Origin of the sequence: Ideonella sp. (assembly GCF_035254525.1) — a bacterium.
Lineage (GTDB): Bacteria > Pseudomonadota > Gammaproteobacteria > Burkholderiales > Burkholderiaceae_C > Ideonella.
Genome location: NZ_DATFAN010000110.1, coordinates 1 through 16,386, shown reverse-complemented (window position 1 = coordinate 16,386; position 16,386 = coordinate 1). Strand labels below are relative to the sequence as shown.

The 16,386-nt window shown below is 68.9% G+C and carries 12 protein-coding genes; 7 read left to right on the top strand and 5 right to left on the bottom strand.

The features are described from left to right. From VJ693_RS11010 to VJ693_RS10990, 5 genes are all read left to right on the top strand, one after another. Positions 1-583: alpha-L-fucosidase (locus VJ693_RS11010; RefSeq protein WP_324154060.1), on the top strand; the 583-nt coding region annotated here is incomplete at its 5' end. Positions 584-725: 142 nt separating this feature from the next. Next, a complete protein-coding gene (locus VJ693_RS11005; RefSeq protein WP_324154058.1) occupies positions 726-2,897 on the top strand; it encodes a glycoside hydrolase family 9 protein in 2,172 nt (723 codons plus the stop codon). Between the two features lie 61 nt (positions 2,898-2,958). Further along, a complete protein-coding gene (locus VJ693_RS11000; RefSeq protein WP_324154057.1) occupies positions 2,959-5,556 on the top strand; it encodes a glycoside hydrolase family 2 protein in 2,598 nt (865 codons plus the stop codon). Between the two features lie 18 nt (positions 5,557-5,574). Next, a complete protein-coding gene (locus VJ693_RS10995) occupies positions 5,575-6,864 on the top strand; it encodes a GDSL-type esterase/lipase family protein (protein WP_324154055.1) in 1,290 nt (429 codons plus the stop codon). Positions 6,865-6,932: 68 nt separating this feature from the next. Continuing rightward, on the top strand, positions 6,933-8,456 hold the full coding sequence (locus VJ693_RS10990) for an alpha-N-arabinofuranosidase (RefSeq protein ID WP_324154054.1): 1,524 nt from the start codon (positions 6,933-6,935) through the stop codon (positions 8,454-8,456). Positions 8,457-8,590: 134 nt separating this feature from the next. Here VJ693_RS10990 and VJ693_RS10985 read toward each other — a convergent pair whose 3' ends face one another. From VJ693_RS10985 to VJ693_RS10965, 5 genes are all read right to left on the bottom strand, one after another. Further along, positions 8,591-9,310: a FadR/GntR family transcriptional regulator gene (locus tag VJ693_RS10985; protein ID WP_324154052.1), complete on the bottom strand. Its 720-nt coding sequence runs from the start codon at positions 9,308-9,310 to the stop codon at positions 8,591-8,593. A 100-nt stretch (positions 9,311-9,410) separates the two neighbouring features. Next, positions 9,411-10,157, bottom strand: coding sequence for a FadR/GntR family transcriptional regulator (locus tag VJ693_RS10980; RefSeq protein WP_324154050.1), 747 nt, complete (start codon positions 10,155-10,157; stop codon positions 9,411-9,413). A gap of 86 nt (positions 10,158-10,243) precedes the next feature. Next, entirely contained in the window at positions 10,244-11,689 is a 1,446-nt protein-coding gene (locus VJ693_RS10975) for an aldehyde dehydrogenase family protein (RefSeq protein WP_324154048.1), read from the bottom strand. Between the two features lie 34 nt (positions 11,690-11,723). Continuing rightward, entirely contained in the window at positions 11,724-12,644 is a 921-nt protein-coding gene (locus VJ693_RS10970) for a dihydrodipicolinate synthase family protein (RefSeq protein WP_324154047.1), read from the bottom strand. A 29-nt stretch (positions 12,645-12,673) separates the two neighbouring features. Continuing rightward, on the bottom strand, positions 12,674-14,416 hold the full coding sequence (locus tag VJ693_RS10965; protein WP_324154045.1) for an IlvD/Edd family dehydratase: 1,743 nt from the start codon (positions 14,414-14,416) through the stop codon (positions 12,674-12,676). 137 nt (positions 14,417-14,553) lie between these two features. On the opposite strand from VJ693_RS10965, the gene VJ693_RS10960 reads away from it, so the two are divergent. Both VJ693_RS10960 and VJ693_RS10955 read left to right on the top strand, forming a co-directional pair. Further along, the gene (locus VJ693_RS10960) at positions 14,554-15,633 is read left to right on the top strand and encodes an aldose epimerase family protein (RefSeq protein ID WP_324154042.1); all 1,080 of its coding nucleotides are present in this window, start codon (positions 14,554-14,556) and stop codon (positions 15,631-15,633) included. 256 nt (positions 15,634-15,889) lie between these two features. Further along, on the top strand, positions 15,890-16,386 hold a 497-nt coding region (locus tag VJ693_RS10955), incomplete at its 3' end, for a substrate-binding domain-containing protein (protein WP_324154061.1).

Below are 16,386 nucleotides of genomic sequence, written 5' to 3'. Positions count from 1 at the left end.
GCCGTGGCAGACCGACACCTGCCTGGGCGACTGGCACTACAACCGCTCGATCTTCGACAACCACCGCTACAAGGACGCGACGACGGTCATCCACCGCCTGTGCGACATCGTCTCGAAGAACGGCAACCTGCTGCTGTCGGTGCCGTTGCGCGGCGACGGCACCATCGATGCCGACGAGCGCAAGACCCTGGAGGACATCGCCGCGTGGATGGCGCGCAACGGCGAGGCCATCCACGGCACGCGCCCGTGGCGCACCTTCGGCGAAGGGCCGACGCGGGTGGGCGGCGGCATGTTCAGCGAAGGCTCGTCGCAGCCGCTCACCGCCGAAGACATCCGCTTCACCACCAAGGGCGGGGCGCTGTATGCCATCGCGCTCGGCTGGCCGCGCGGCGCCGTGCTGCGCATCCACGCGCTGGCCGAGGGCTCGGCGCTGGCACCGGGCGCGATCGAGAACGTGCAGGCCGTCGGCTCGCCCGACAGCCTGGGTTTCACTCGCACCAGCCGCTGGCTGGAGGTCAAGCTGCCCGACGGACTGGCGGGTTCGCCTGCAGTGGCGGTGAAGATCCGCGGCGCGGTGGTTTGACCTCGCGTCTTGTCGTCAGGGCACTCGAGCACCGATCAGCTTCAACGATGGCTGGCCGTTGAAGCCATGCCCCCTGGCGGATCCTCGTGATTCGTGAGGGGTGGACCAGCCAAGCCTCACGAACCGAGAACGGAGACAAGACGTGGCAATCAGAACAGGCGTGCTGCTTTCACTGGCAGCGTTGGGCGCGCCGGCTTGGGCACAAACGTGCCAGCCCAGCGCTGTCACCCCCTACCTCAACATCAACGGCACCAGCCCGTGGGCGGTCAAGGCTTCCGCGTCGCTGAACGCCGGTTCCCGGGTCGTGCTCGGGCCGCAGCCGCTGCAAGGCTCGTGGTCGTGGAGCGGCTGCGGCACCTCGGGCTCCTCGCGCGAGCAGACGATCAAGCTCAGCGCCAGCTGCACGGCCACCGCCACCTACACCAACAGCTGCGGTGCGAAGACGGTGCAGAACTACACCTTCAGCGTCGCGCCGGCGCCGACCGCCAACGTGGCCAAGTTCATCATGGTCGACCAGTTCGGCTACCAGACCAACCGCAAGAAGATCGCCGTGCTGCGCCTGCCCAAGGTGGGCTACGACAGCAACGAGTTCTACTGGCCCCAGCAACTGCAAGTGGTGAACTCGGCCAACGGCTCGGTCGTCTATACCTTCTGGCCCCGTGACTGGAACGAGTTGAAGACCGACCCCTCCTCGGGCGACCAGGTGTGGCACTTCGACTTCAGCCAAATCACCACGCCGGGCACCTACGAGATCGTCGACCCGAACGCCAACCAGCGCTCGGCACGCTTCGAGATCGGCGACAACGTCTACCGTGACGTGCTGATCCAGGCCGTGCGAACCTTCTTCTACCAGCGCGCCGGCCAGACCAAGAGCGCCGGCCAGGCCGGCGCGGGCTGGGCGGATGGCGCCAGCCACCTGAAGGCCGGGCAGGACACGCAGGCACGCCGCTTCCTCGACAAGAACAACGCCAACACCGCGCGCGACCTGCGCGGCGGCTGGTACGACGCGGGTGACTTCAACAAGTACACCAGCTGGGGCGCCGGCTACGTCCAGGACCTGCTCGACGCCTACACCCAGAACCCCACCGTCTGGACCGACGACTTCAACATCCCCGAATCCCGCAACGGCATCCCCGACCTGCTCGACGAAGTGAAGTGGGGCCTCGACTGGCTGGTACGCATGCAGAACAGCGACGGCTCGGTGCTGTCGATCGTCGGCATCTCGCACGCCAGCCCGCCTTCGTCCGCCACCGGCCCGAGCTACTACGGTGATGCGAGCACTTCGGCCACGCTCGCAGCGGCGGCAGCCTATGCACACGGCGCCAAGGTGTTTGGCGGCTTGAACAACACGGCGATGAAGAACTATGCCGCCGACCTGCTGGCGCGCGCCCGGAACGCCTGGAACTGGGCGGCTGCCAACCCGAGCGTCGTCTTCCGCAACAACGACGAGTCGAACGGCACGCAGGGCCTGGGTGCCGGCCAGCAGGAGACTGACGACGCGGGCCGCGCGCAACTGCGACTGTTCGCCGCCATCAAGCTGTTCGCCGCTACGGGCGAGGCCAGCTACCGCGACTACGTCGATGCGCACTACCAGGAAGAGCCGCTGATCGCGCAGTGGTACCTGTCGGCCTTCAACGCCGGCAGCGCGAGCAACCTGCTGTACTACGCAGCGCAACCGGGCGCCACGGCCAGCGTGGCCAGCGCCATCCGTACGCGCTACCTCGACATGTGGGCCCGCGCGGACTACGGCGGCTGGGGCGCGGTCGACTCGCAACGCGACCCCTACCGCGCCTACATCACCGACTACACCTGGGGCAGCAACGCGGTGAAGGGCCTGGCCGGCACGCTGTTCGCGAACGAAAGCTACTACGGCATCAACCGCCGCAGTGCCGACGAAGTGGCCGATGCCGCGTCCGACTACCTGCACTACCTGCACGGCGTGAACCCGTTCGGCAAGGTCTACCTGACCAACATGACGAGCTTCGGCGCGGAGAAGTCGGTCAACCAGATCTTCCACTCCTGGTTCAGCGACGGCAGCGCGATGTGGGACAGCGCCGCGACCTCGACCTACGGCCCCGCGCCAGGCATCGTCGTCGGCGGCCCGAACTACAACCAATGGGACTGGGACTCGCGCTGCCCCGGCGTCTCACCGGCCTGCGGCTCGACCCGCCCGTCGCCGCCGTATGGGCAGCCGCCACAGAAGTCGTACCTCGACTTCAACGACGGCTGGCCGCTCAACTCCTGGCCGATCAGCGAAAACTCCAACGGCTACCAGACGGCCTACATCCGCCTGCTCGCCCGTTTCGTGAAGTGACGACACCTTGATGATGATGGCACGAGCACTGAGGAGCCGGGGAGTCGCCGCCGGCCCCGCCTTGACGGCAACGACCCGGTTTCTCTGCCTCGTGCTGGCCGTGTGCGCCTGCCTGCTGGCCGACGCGGCCCATGCGGCGGAGCGCACCAGCGCAGTCATCAACCGCGACTGGACCTTCACGCTCGGCAACCCCGCCGATGCGCAGGCGCCCGGCCACGACACGGCGCCCTGGCGCCGTGTCGACCTGCCGCATTCCTTCTCCGAGCCCTACTTCCTGGGCACGGGCTTCCATGTCGGCCACGGTTGGTACCGCAAGCAGCTCGACATCCCGGCGGCCGCCATCGGTAAACGCATCACGCTCGAGTTCGACGGTGTATTCCAGGACGCGGTGGTCTGGGTCAACGGCCACCAGGCCGGCCGCCACGTGGGCGGCTACACCGGCTTCAGCATCGACATCACCCCCCACGTGAAGGCGGGGCGCAACCTGCTGGCCGTGCACGTCAACAACCTCTGGAATGCGCGAGTGGCGCCGCGTGCCGGCGAGCACACGTTCTCCGGCGGCATCTACCGCAACGTGCGCCTGGTCGTGACCGATCCGGTGCACGTGGCCTGGTACGGGACCTTCGTGACGACGCCGCAGGTGTCCGACGCGCGGGCTACGGTGCGTGTGCAGACCGAGGTGCGCAACGAGCGCGCCGCGCCGGCCAGGGTCGCGCTGGTGTCCGAAGTGCTGGACGCCGACGGCAAGCGCATCGCCCAGCATCGCAGCGAGCAGACCGTGCCCGCCGCAGGCAAGTTCGACTACGACCAGACCCTGCCCGAGATCGTGTCGCCCAGGCTGTGGTCGCCCGACCAGCCCACCCTGTACAAGCTGGTCAGCCACCTCCACGTCAATGGCAAGCCGGTCGACCGCTTCGAGACGCCTTTCGGCATCCGCACCGTCCAGTTCACCGCCGACCGGGGCTTCTTCCTCAACGGCAAGCACCTCTACATGATCGGCGCCAACGTCCACCAGGACCAGGCCGGCTGGGGGGACGGCGTGACCGACGGCGCCGCGCGGCGTGACGTGAAGATGGTCAAGGACGCCGGCTTCAACTTCATCCGCGGCTCGCACTACCCGCATTCGCCGGCCTTCACCAAGGCCACCGACGAACTCGGCCTGATGTTCTGGTCCGAAGCGCCCTTCTGGGGCATCGGCGGCTTCGGCGCCGACGGCAGCTGGCTTTCCAGCGCCTACCCGCCCGACCCGGCGGACCGCCCCGCGTTCGAAGCCAGCGTGCTGCAGCAGGTCGAAGAGATGGTGCGCATCCACCGCAACCATCCGTCCATCGTCATCTGGAGCGCCTCCAATGAGCCCTTCTTCACCACGGGCGAGGCGATGGGGGCGATGCGCGACTTCCTCAAGCGCGAGGTGGATTTCTTCCACCGCCTCGACCCGACGCGGCCGGTCGCCATCGGCGGCGCGCAACGCGGCGAGATCGACAAGCTCGGCGACGTGGCCGGCTACAACGGCGACGGCGCCACGCTGTTCCTCAAGCCGGGCGTGCCTTCGGTGGTGTCGGAGTACGGCTCCACCATGGTCGACCGCCCCGGTGCCTACGAGCCCGGCTTCGGGCTGATGCCCGACACGCCGGACCAGAAGGGCAGCACCGAGCCCTACTCGTGGCGCTACCCCTGGCGCTCGGGCGAAGCGCTGTGGTGCGCCTTCGACCACGGCTCCATCGCGTCCATCGAGTTCGGCTCCATGGGCTTCATCGACTACTTCCGCCTGCCCAAGCGCCAGTACCACTGGTACCGCAACACCTACGCGGGCGTGCCGCCGCCCACCTGGCCGGTGCAGGGCAAGCCGGCGCAGCTGCAACTGAGCGCCAGCCAGACCGTCATCCGCGGCACGCAAGGGCTGGACGATGCGCACCTGGTGGTCACCGTGCAAGACGAAACCGGCCGGGCGCTGAGCAACTCGCCGGACGTGACGCTGACCATCGTCAGCGGCCCGGGCAAGTTCCCCACCGGCCGCAGCATCGCTTTCAGCAACAAGTCGCTGGTCGCCATCCGCGAAGGGCAGGCTGCCATCAGCTTCCGCTCGTACTTCGCGGGCGAGTCCGTTATCGAGGCGACGTCCCCGGGCCTGAAGCCGGCGCGCATCACGATCACGACGACTGGGCCGGAACGCTTCGTCCCGGGCCAGTCGCCGCTGGCGCCCGACCAGCCGGTCGTCAGCCATCCGCCGTTCACGCGCATCGCGTTCCCGGGCGATCCGATCAACGTGACCATCAACCGGCCGACGTCGACCAGCGGCGCCGAGCCCGGCCATGAAGGCCCGATGGCCAACGACAACCAGGAACCCACCTGGTGGCAAGCGAGCGCCAAGGAGGGCCCCGCTTTCTGGCTCGTCCACCTGGAGAACGTCTACGCGCTGCACTGGCTGTCGCTGGTCATGCCCGACGAGCGCGCGCCCGACTTCGTCGTCGAGATCAGCAAGGACGCAGCCGAATGGCGCCAGGTCGCCGAGGCCAAGGGCGGGCGCAAGACCTACGACTTCGCGCTGTTCGACAAGCCGCTCACCGCCACCTTCCTGCGCATCCGCTTCCCCGCCGTCACGCCCGAGCACCCGGCCGCGCTCGGCGAGGTGCGGGTGATCGCGAAGCCGGCGAACTGAATACCTCGAGTGACCCACATGAAAGTTGAATCCAGGCGCACCGCCCTTCTCGGCCTGTCGCTCGCCGCCGGCATGTCAGGCGCGCTGGCGCAGGCAGACGCCGACCTCGTGGTCCTTCCCGCGCCCGCCGCGGCATGGCGCACCGTCGTCGGGACCTGGGGCAACCAGGCCGAGCTGACGGGCGACAGCGTCGTCGCACCGGGCCCCAACCCTGTCAGTGCCAGCGCGCGCGTCAACGGCAGCCAGCGCGAGGCCGTCAGCCTTGCCTGGAAAGACCAGTGGGCGACCATGCTTCGCTTCGAGAGCCGCGAGCCGCTGGACCTGCGCCCGTACCTGGGCGGCACGCTCGAGTTCGACCTCGACGTCACCGAGCTGGCCAAGGGCGGCGTGCGTGCGGTCGTGGGCTGTGGCGAAGGGTGCGAACGCTCGGTCAACCTCATCGAACCGGCGCGCGCCTGGGCCGGCAAAGGCTGGCAGCGCGTCGCGCTGGCGATGGACTGCTTCGTCCGCGAGGGCACCGATTTCTCCAAGGTCAGGCTGCCGTTCGCGTTGGAGGGCGCCGGCAGCGGCCGCGTCAGCGTGGCCAACGTGCGCTTCACGCGCGAGGCCAAGGCCGGCCTGGCCTGTCCCGACTACCGCACCGAGTCCTTCACGCCGGCCCCGCAGACCGAGTCGTTCTCGCTCGACTGGTGGCTGCCGCTGCACCAGCAGAAGCTGCAGGAGAAGAACCAGCTCATCGCCGCCGGCACGCCGCCCGAAGTGGTCTTCATCGGCGATTCGATCACCCAGGGCTGGGAGGGCCAAGGGCGCGCGGTCTGGCGGCGCCACTTCGCCTCCCACGCGCTGGCGCTGGGCTTCGGCGGCGACCGCACCGAGAACGTCCTGTGGCGGCTGCAGCAAGGCGAAGTCGACGGCCTGGCGCCCAAGGTGGTGGTGCTGATGATCGGCACCAACAACTCCGGCATGCGCGCGCCCGAGAGCACCGCCGCCGGCGTCAAGCACCTGCTGGCCGAGCTGCGCCAGCGCCTGCCGTCGACCAAGGTGCTGCTGCTGGCCATCTTCCCGCGCGGCGAGAAGCCCGACGACTTCCTGCGCGGCGTCAACGAGCGCGTGAACAAGCTCATCGCGAGCTATGCCGACGGCCGCAGCGTGCACTACCTGGACATCAACGCTTCACTGCTGAACCCCGACGGCACCCTGAGCACGGACGTCATGCCTGACCTGCTGCACCCCAGCGAGAAGGGCTACGAGATCTGGCGGCGCGCGATGGCACCGACCCTGCAGAGGCTGCTGGCCGAACGCCCATGACGTGCTCGCATCCAGCAGGCCCCATCACCCTGCCACCTGAACATGAACTCGAACCACTGAAGTTGATGATGAAAAACCTGCTGCAGGCCACGACCATCGCCTTGTCCCTTTGCACGGCAGCGCTTGCCGCCGAACCCGTCGACGTGCGCCTGACCGTCACCCAGGAGGCCGCCGGCCCGCGCATCGAGCCCGAGGTCTACGGCCATTTCGCCGAACACCTCGGCACCGGCATCTACGGCGGCCTGTGGGTCGGCCCGGAATCGAAGATCCCGAACACCCGTGGCTGGCGCAACGACGTGGTCGGCGCCTTGCGCAAGCTGCAGGTGCCGGTGGTGCGCTGGCCGGGCGGCTGCTTCGCCGACGACTACGACTGGCGCGACGGCATCGGCGCGCCCGCCAAGCGCCCTGCCCGGCTGAACAAGATCTGGGGCAACGTGATCGAGCCCAACCGCGTCGGTACGCACGAGTTCATGGATCTGGTCGAGCAGCTCGGCGCCGAGGCCTACATCGCCGGCAACATGGGCTCGATGACGCCGCGCTCGATGGGCCAGTGGCTCGAGTACATGACCTCGGACAGCAAGTCGAGCCTGGCCGAAGAGCGCCGCCGCAACGGCCGCGACAAGCCGTGGAAGGTCAAGTACTTCGGCATCGGCAACGAGAGCTGGGGCTGCGGCGGCAGCATGCGGCCGGAGTTCCAGGCCGACCTGCACAACCAGTACGAGACCTTCCTGCACGCGCCAGTGGTGCGCGTGGCCTCGGGCGACGGCCAGGCCAACGACCACCTGGTCGAGGTGCTGATGGAGCGCTCGGGCTCGCACCTGGACGCGCTGACGCTGCACTACTACACGCTGCCCGGCGACTGGACGAAGCACGGCAGTGCCACGGGGTTCGACGCCCAGGAATGGGCCAAGACGCTGAAGGGCGCCATCGGCATCGAAGGGCGCATCGATGCGGTCACCCGCATCATGGACAAGCACGACCCGGCCCGGCGCGTCGCGCTGTACGTCGACGAATGGGGCACCTGGTACGACGCCGAGCCCGGCACGAACCCCGGATTCCTGCAGCAGCAGAACTCGCTGCGCGACGCGCTGGTCGCAGCGCTGTCGTTCAACGTCTTCCACCGCCACACCGAGCGCGTGAAGATGACCAACATCGCGCAGATGGTCAACGTGCTGCAGGCCATGGTGCTGGCCGACGGCCCGCGCATGGTGCTGACGCCGACCTACCACGCGTTCGACCTGTACAAGCCCTTCCGCGGCGCCGTGCCGGTGAAGGCCACCCTGCGGGCCCCGAACTGGCGCACCGGCGATGTCGAGCTGCCGGCGGTCGACGCGTCGGTGGCGCGCGCCACCGACGGCAGCACGGTGCTCGCGCTCGTCAACCTCGACCCGCAACGCCCCGCGCGCGTGCAGACGAATCTGACGGGCGCGGTACGCGGCCGCATGCTGACGGCCGCCGCGATGGACGCGCACAACACCTTCGCGCAGCCCAACGCCCTGATGCCCGCGCCCTTCACGGCCGGTGCCGCCGCCTCGCCGCTCACACTCGAACTGCCGCCGAAGTCGGTGGTCGTCGTGACCGTGATGCAGTAGGCCGAACACAACACGGCCGCTCGCTCGAGCGGGGCGCCTGGCAACCAGCACCCGTACCTGGGTGGAGCGCTGGAGTTCGACCTCGACGTCGCCGCTTGGTCTAGCCAATCTTGAGGCCGACCCGGACGTGCGCCTCAGCGCGATTCCAGGGAGCCCGGGTCCGCGTCGATCCAGCGTTCGCGCGACGCGGTCAAGTGCCAGAACATCGCAGCCACGGCTTCTTGCGGATCCCGGGCCTCGAGCGCCTGGTAGATCGCTTCGTGCTCCCGCAGGGCCGCCGCCCAGGTGCGTGCGCTCTCGGTGCGGTCCGTCATCCGAGACGAGATGAACCCGTGCCGGCCGTCGAACAGTTCACCCACCATGCGGGCGAGCACCGTGTTGCCGGTCATTTCGGCGATCGCGACATGGAAGCCGCGATCGGCATCCGCGGGTGAATGCCCGCGCCGGACGTCCTGCCGCATGATGTCCAGGCAAGTCTTCAGCTTCTCGAGGCCCGGCTTGGTGGCGCGCGCCAGTGCCAGGTTGATGATCGCCCCCTCGAGCACCGAGCGTGCCTGCATCAATTCGCTCGGGCTGTCGCCCAGCGCGAGCGGCTCGGATGTGCCGCCGCTGTGCGGCACCGCGCACACATAGACCCCCGACCCCATGCGCACTTCCACCCGCCCCTCGATCTCGAGGGCGAGCAGTGCTTCGCGCAGCGAGGGGCGAGAGACGCCGAGTTGCTGCGCCAGCTCGCGCTCCGGCGGCAAGCGCGTCCCGGGCCGGAAACTCCCCTGGTCGATCACGTTGCGGATCTGGTCGGCGACCTGGTGATAAAGCCGGCGCGGCTCGGCTTGCCTGACGTTCGACGCCATTTGCACTCCTTGAGAGGTCTACAAACTGGTTAGGCCAGTTTGAGCCGAAGCTTATCCTCTTCTTGGAATGGTCAGACCGATGGCGACTCGGCCAGTCAAGTCAGTTCATGGGAATGCCGGGCGCGATGACCGCCGAGATGTCCTGGATGGTTTCCTCGAGCTGCACCAGCGTCGCCTGCTGGGCGGCGAGCGCATCGTGGTTCTGCAAGGCCGTCAGGATCGCCTTGTGCCGGGGCAGCGAGAGTGCGTGCGTGTTGGGTAGGCGGCTGCTGAGCTTGATCGATTCGCGCAATGCGAGCGACAGCATGTTGCCGATGTAGGCGAGCAGATCGTTGCCCGTGGCCTCGGCGATGCGCCGGTGGAAGGCGAGGTCGGGCTCCAGCAGTTCGTCCGTCGTGCGCGCCTTCGCCATGCCTTCGTAAGCCGCCTCGATGGACTGCAGCTGCGCCGGCGTGGCCACGCGTGCGGCCAGCGCCGCCGCGCCCGGCTCGAACACGCGGCGCACCGCCATCAGGGTGCTGACGAACTCCGCTTCGGGCTTGGTCTGGATCATCCAGTACAGGACGTCCGGATCCAGCAGGTGCCACTCGTTGCGCGGGCGCACCGTCGCGCCGGAGCGCTGGCGCGAGACGACGAGCCCCTTGGCGGTCAGGACGCGAACCGCCTCACGCAACACCGGCCTGCTCACCTCGTAGGTCTCGATGAGCGTGGTCTCGTGCGGCAGCTTCTCGCCCGGCTTCAGCTCGCCGGACACGATGCGCAGGCCGAGGTCGCGCACGATGCGGCCGTGAAGGCCCTTGGTCTCCTGGTCGATTCGGTAGGCGGGAGCGTCGGCGCGTGAAGTCATGGAGGGCAAGAGGGGCGGACCAGCGTGGGGAACCCTATCACACCCGCCCGCCGCCTCCGAAGCAGCGGGCGACGGTGCGCAACGGGTCAGCCCGCCGCGACGTAGGAGGTCTTCACCGTCGAATAGAACTCGGCCGCGTAGGCCCCCTGCTCGCGCGGGCCGTGGCTCGAGCCCTTGGTGCCGCCGAACGGCACGTGGTAGTCCACCCCCGCCGTCGGCAGGTTGACCATCACCATGCCGGCCTGCGCGTGGCGCCTGAAATTCGCGGCCGCCTTCAGCGAGCGCGTGCAGATGCCCGACGAGAGACCGAACTCGGTGTCGTTCGCGACGGCGAGCGCTTCGTCGTAGTCGGCCACGCGCACGACGTTCGCCACCGGGCCGAAAACTTCCTCTCGGCTGATGGCCATGGCGTTGGTGGTGTTCACGAACAGCGCGGGGCGCTGGTAGAACCCGGGCGTCTCGCGCTCGACCACGTCACCGCCGAACACCAGCTCGGCGCCGTCACCCTTCGCGCGCTCGATGTGCGCGAGGTTGCTCGCGAGCTGGCGCGCATCGACCACCGGGCCGATGTCGGTGCCGGCCTTGAGCGCGTGGTCGACCTTCAGCGTGCGCAGCTTGTCGGCCACCGCCGCCACGAACGCGTCGTGGATGCCCGCCGTGACGATGAACCGGCTCGACGCCGTGCAGCGCTGGCCGGTCGAAAAGTACGCGCTCTGCACCGCCGCGTTGACGGCCACGCCGAGGTCTGCGTCGTCGAGCACGACGAGCGGGTTCTTGCCGCCCATCTCGGCCTGGACCTTGGCCTGGCGCGCGGCGGCGGCAGCGATGAGGCGCCGGCCCGTCGCCACCGACCCAGTGAAGCTGATCGCGCGCACTGCGGGCGCGTCGACCATCGTCGCGCCGACGCGGCTGCCCGGGCCCATCAGCAGGTTGAACGCGCCGCGCGGCAGCGCCGTGCGCGAGAGGATCTCGGCCAGCGTCCACGCACAGCCCGGCACCAGCTCGGCCGGCTTGTGGACGACAGTGTTGCCGAAAGCCAGCGCCGGCGCGATCTTCCAGGCCGGGATGGCGATGGGGAAGTTCCATGGCGTGATCAGGCTCACCACCCCCACCGGGTGCCGGGTGATCTCGACATCCACGCCCGGCCGCACCGAGGGCAGCGCCTCGCCGCCATGGCGCAGGGCCTCGCCGGCGAAGAACTTGAAGATCATCGCCGCGCGCACGGTCTCGCCGATGCCCTCGGGCAGCGTCTTGCCCTCTTCGCGCGACAGCAGCCGGCCGATCTCGTCCTTGCGCGCGAGGAGCTCGCTGCCGACCGCGTCGAGCACGTCGAAGCGCTGCTGCGGCGTCGACGCGGCCCAGGCCGGCGCCGCGCTCTCGGCCGCCGCAATGGCGGCGAGCGCCTGCGCCTCGTCGGCCTGCGCGTACTCGCCGATGATGTCGTTGGTGTCCGACGGGTTGACGTTGGGACGCGATGCGTCGCCGGCCACCCATTGGCCGTCGATGAAGTTGTGAAAGCGGGGCGTGGTCATGTCGGCGTGAAGGGGTTGTGGGGTGCGCGGGCGCTCAGCGGCCCCAGCGCAGGACGAGGGGATCGAGCCGCCGCGCGGCATCGAGCAGGCCCTCGCGAACGGCGGGGTGCATCGGCGGCCACGGGTGGCGCGGCGCATCGCAGGCGATCACGCCGCCCTCCTTCATCAACGCCTTCGCCGCGAGGAAGCCGCCCTGGCGGTTCTCGGCGTTGATCAGCGGCAGCCAGCGGCCGTAGGCGGCCACCGCCTCCTCGCGGCGGCCGGCCGCGTAGGCATCGACGATGGTGCGGATGCCGTCGGGGTACGCGCCCCCCGTCATCGCGCCGGTGGCACCGGCGTCGAGGTCGGCCAGCAGCGTGATCGCCTCCTCGCCGTCCCACGGGCCTTCGATCAGGTCGCCGCCTTGCGCGATCAGCTCGCGCAGCTTCGAGGCGGCGCCGGGCACCTCGATCTTGAAGTAGCGCACGGCCTCGATCTCGCGCGCCATGCGCACGAGCAACGGCACGGGCAGCGGCGTGCCGGCCATCGGCGCGTCCTGGATCATCACCGGGATGTCCAGCGAGCCGCCCAGGCGCTCGAAGAACGAGAGCACCTGGGCCTCGGACACGCGCATCGTCGCGCCGTGGTAGGGCGGCATCACCATCACCATCGACGCCCCCAGCGCCTGCGCGCGCAGGCTGCGGGCGATGCAGATGCCGGTGCTGAAGTGCGTGGTGGTGACGATGACGGGCACCCGGCCCGCCACGTGCTCGAGGATCGTGCGCGCCAGCGTGTCGCGCTCGTCGTCGGACAGCACGAACTGCTCGGAGAAGTTGGCCAGGATGCACAGGCCGTTCGAGCCGGCGTCGATCATGAAATCGACGCAGCGGCGCTGGCTGGCGAGATCCAGCGAGCCGTCCTCGTGGAAGGTCGTCGGGACGACGGGGAACACACCCCGGTATCGGCGTTGGGTCATGTCGAGCGCTTCCGCAGGGGCCGCGAGAGTCAGTGTGAATGGCGGGGCACGGCCGCGCCGCGGCATCCGCGCAGGAAGTCGAAGTCGCAGCCCTCGTCGGCCTGCAGCACGTGCTGCACGTACAGGTGGCGGTAGCCGCTGTCGTCGGCCGGGTCGTCCTGGCGTTCGGCCGCCCAGGCGGCCAGGCGCTTTGCGAGCTCCTCGTCGGAGACCTCGAGGTGCAGCCGGTTGTTCTCGCAATCGAGCTCGATCCAGTCGCCGTCGCGCACGACGGCCAGCGGGCCGCCGGCACGGGCTTCGGGCGCCACGTGCAGCACGACGGTGCCGTAGGCCGTGCCGCTCATGCGCGCGTCCGAGATGCGGACCATGTCCTTCACGCCCTGCGCCAGCAGCTTCGGCGGCAGGCCCATGTTGCCCACCTCGGCCATGCCGGGGTAGCCCTGCGGGCCGCAGTTCTTCATCACGAGGATGGACTCGGCATCGACATCGAGATCGGGATCGTCGATGCGCGACTTGTAGTGCTCGAGGTTCTCGAACACGACCGCGCGACCGCGGTGCTTCAGCAGGTGCGCACTGGCCGCCGAGGGCTTGAGCACCGCGCCGCGCGGCGCGAGGTTGCCGCGCAGCACGCGGATGCCGCCGTCGGCGACCAGCGGGCGATCCAGCGGCCGGATGACCTCGGCATCGTGGCAGGCCGCCTCCTTCACGTTGTCCCACAGCGTGCGGCCGTTGACGGTCAGCGCCTCCGGGTGCGGCAGCAGCCCGGCTTCGCCCAGGCGGCGCAGCACCGCGGGCAGGCCGCCGGCGTAGTAGAACTCTTCCATCAGGAAGCGGCCCGAGGGCTGCAGGTCGACGATCGTGGGCGTGCCGGCGCCGAGCCGGGTCCAGTCGTCCAGCGCCAGGTCGACGCCGATGCGCCCGGCGATGGCCTTCAAGTGGATCACGGCGTTGGTGGAGCCGCCGATCGCCGCGTTCACGCGGATCGCGTTTTCGAAGGCCGCGCGCGTCAGCACCTTGGACAGCGTCAGGTCATCCTTGACCATGTCGACGATGCGCATGCCCGACAGGTGGGCCAGCACGCCGCGGCGCGAATCGACCGCGGGAATGGCCGCGTTGTGCGGCAGGCTGGTCCCGAGCGCCTCGGCCATGCACGCCATGGTGGAGGCGGTGCCCATCGTGTTGCAGGTGCCGGCCGAGCGCGACATGCCGGCCTCGGCAGCGAGGAAGCCGTCGAGCGACAACGTGCCCGCTTTCACCTGCTCGTGCAGTTGCCACACGATGGTGCCCGAGCCGATGTCGCGGCCCTCGTGCTTGCCGTTCAGCATCGGCCCGCCGGTCACGACGATCGCCGGCACGTCCACGCTGGCCGCGCCCATCAGCAGCGCGGGCGTCGTCTTGTCGCAGCCGACCATCAGCACGACGCCGTCGATCGGGTTGCCGCGGATCGATTCCTCCACGTCCATGCTCGCCAAGTTGCGCGTGAGCATCGCCGTCGGCCGCAGGTTGCTCTCGCCGTTGGAGAACACCGGGAACTCGACCGGGAAACCGCCGGCCTCGAGCACGCCACGTTTGACGTGCTCGGCCAGCGCGCGGAAGTGGGCGTTGCACGGGGTCAGCTCGGACCAGGTGTTGCAGATACCGATGATGGGCTTGCCCTGGAACACGTGGTCGGGCAGGCCCTGGTTCTTCATCCAACTGCGGTACATGAAGCCGTTCTTGTCGGCCGTGCCGAACCAGGCGGCGGACCGGAGCTTGCGGGGCGCTGAAGTCATGGAAGGGTCGTGTGTCTCGTTGGATCCAATTAAAGTATGACTATTACTTCAAAGAGATGGGTAGATACCCGAATGTTAGCGCAGGATCTTTGTTTATAGTCTGACTTAATTACACATCAGACGTGCTCGCCGACCGCATGAACGCACCCGACCTGCCTGCCCGCGCCCGCATCCACGCGCGTCCCTTCGGCCGCCTGAGCGACGGCCGCCCGGTCGACGAATACGTGCTCGACGGCGGCGCCGGCCTCGTGCTGCGCGCCATCACGCTCGGCGGCATCGTCACCGGCATCGACGCGCCCGACCGCCACGGCCATGTCGACAACCTGGTGCTGGGCCTGGACACGCTGGCGGACTACGAACAGCGCGATCACTACTTCGGGATCATCGTCGGCCGCTATGCCAACCGCATCGCCAACGCGCACCTCGAGATCGACGGGGTCAGCCACGGCCTGACGGCCAACGAACGGACCAACTGCCTGCACGGCGGGCGCAATCACTTCGGCAAGTGCCTGTGGTCGGCAGACACCGAGACGCACGGCGGCGTGCCGTCGCTCGTCCTGCGCTACACCAGCCCGCACGGCGAGGAAGGCTTCCCCGGCACGCTCGAGACGAGCGTGCGCTACACCTTGGCGGGCGACACCTGGCAGGTCGACTACGAGGCGACCACCGACCGGCCCACCGTCGTCAACCTGAGCCATCACAGCTTCTTCAACCTGCGCGGCCACGGCAGCGCGCTCGAGCACCGCTTGACGCTGCCCGCGAGCCACTATCACGAGGTCGATGCGCTGCTGATCCCGCAAGCGACGTCGCCCGTCGAGGGCACGCCGTTCGACTTCCGCCGCGCGACCGAGATCGGCGCTCGCGTGCGCGACGCGAACCCGCAGCTCGCCCGTGCGCGGGGCTACGACCACGACTGGGTCCTCGACACGCCGCTCGGCGACGGCGTGCGAGCGGCCGCCTGCCTGGAGGACCCGGCTTCCGGGCGGGTGATGCGGATGTGGTCGTCCGAGCCGGGCATCCAGTTCTATTCGGGCAACTTCCTCGACGGCAGCCAGCCCGGCCGCGGCGGCGTGCTGTACCGCCAGGGCGACGGCATCTGCCTCGAGCCGCAACACGCCCCCGACTCGCCCCACCACCCCGATTGGCCCAGCACGATCCTGCGGCCGGGCGAGGTGTACCGCAGCCGCACCGTCTACCGCTTCTCGGTGCCGGGCTGAAGGCCGCGGCGCCTTGCCGAGGCGTAAATCGTCATACTTTTTTGCCAGACCGTCAGTTGATGACGGCGGCCGATCACCTTGGCAAGCCGAGGGCCTCTCTGCCGGAAAACCCCAATACCGGACATTCAATAGTCATACTTTAATCGCAGCATCCTTGCGATCGGCAGCCACCGGGGCTGCCTGCAAACACCAGGAGACATTCGTGCAAGCCAGCCGCAGGTTCTTCACCACAGCCATCGTCGCCGCCGTGGCGGCGATGCTTTCCCCGCTTGCCGCCCAGGCCCAGAAGCGGGTCGTGCTCGGCTTCAGCCAGGTCGGCGCGGAAAGCGAATGGCGGACCGCCAACACCGAGTCCATCAAGGCCGCGGCCAAGCAGGCCGGCATCGACCTGAAGTTCTCCGACGCGCAGCAGAAGCAGGAGAACCAGATCAAGGCGATCCGCTCCTTCATCGCGCAGAAGGTCGACGTGATCGCCTTCTCGCCGGTGGTCGAATCGGGCTGGGACACGGTGCTGCGCGAGGCCAAGGCCGCCAAGATCCCGGTGGTGCTGACCGACCGCGCGGTCGACAGCAAGGACACTTCGCTGTACGTGACCTTCATGGGCTCGGACTTCACCGAAGAAGGCCGCAAGGCCGGGCGCTGGCTGCTCGAGAAGGTCAAGGGCACGCAGGGCGACGTGAATGTCGTCGAGCTGCAGGGCACAGTGGGCTCCGCGCCCGCGATCGACCGCAAGAAGGGCTTCGAGGAAGTCAT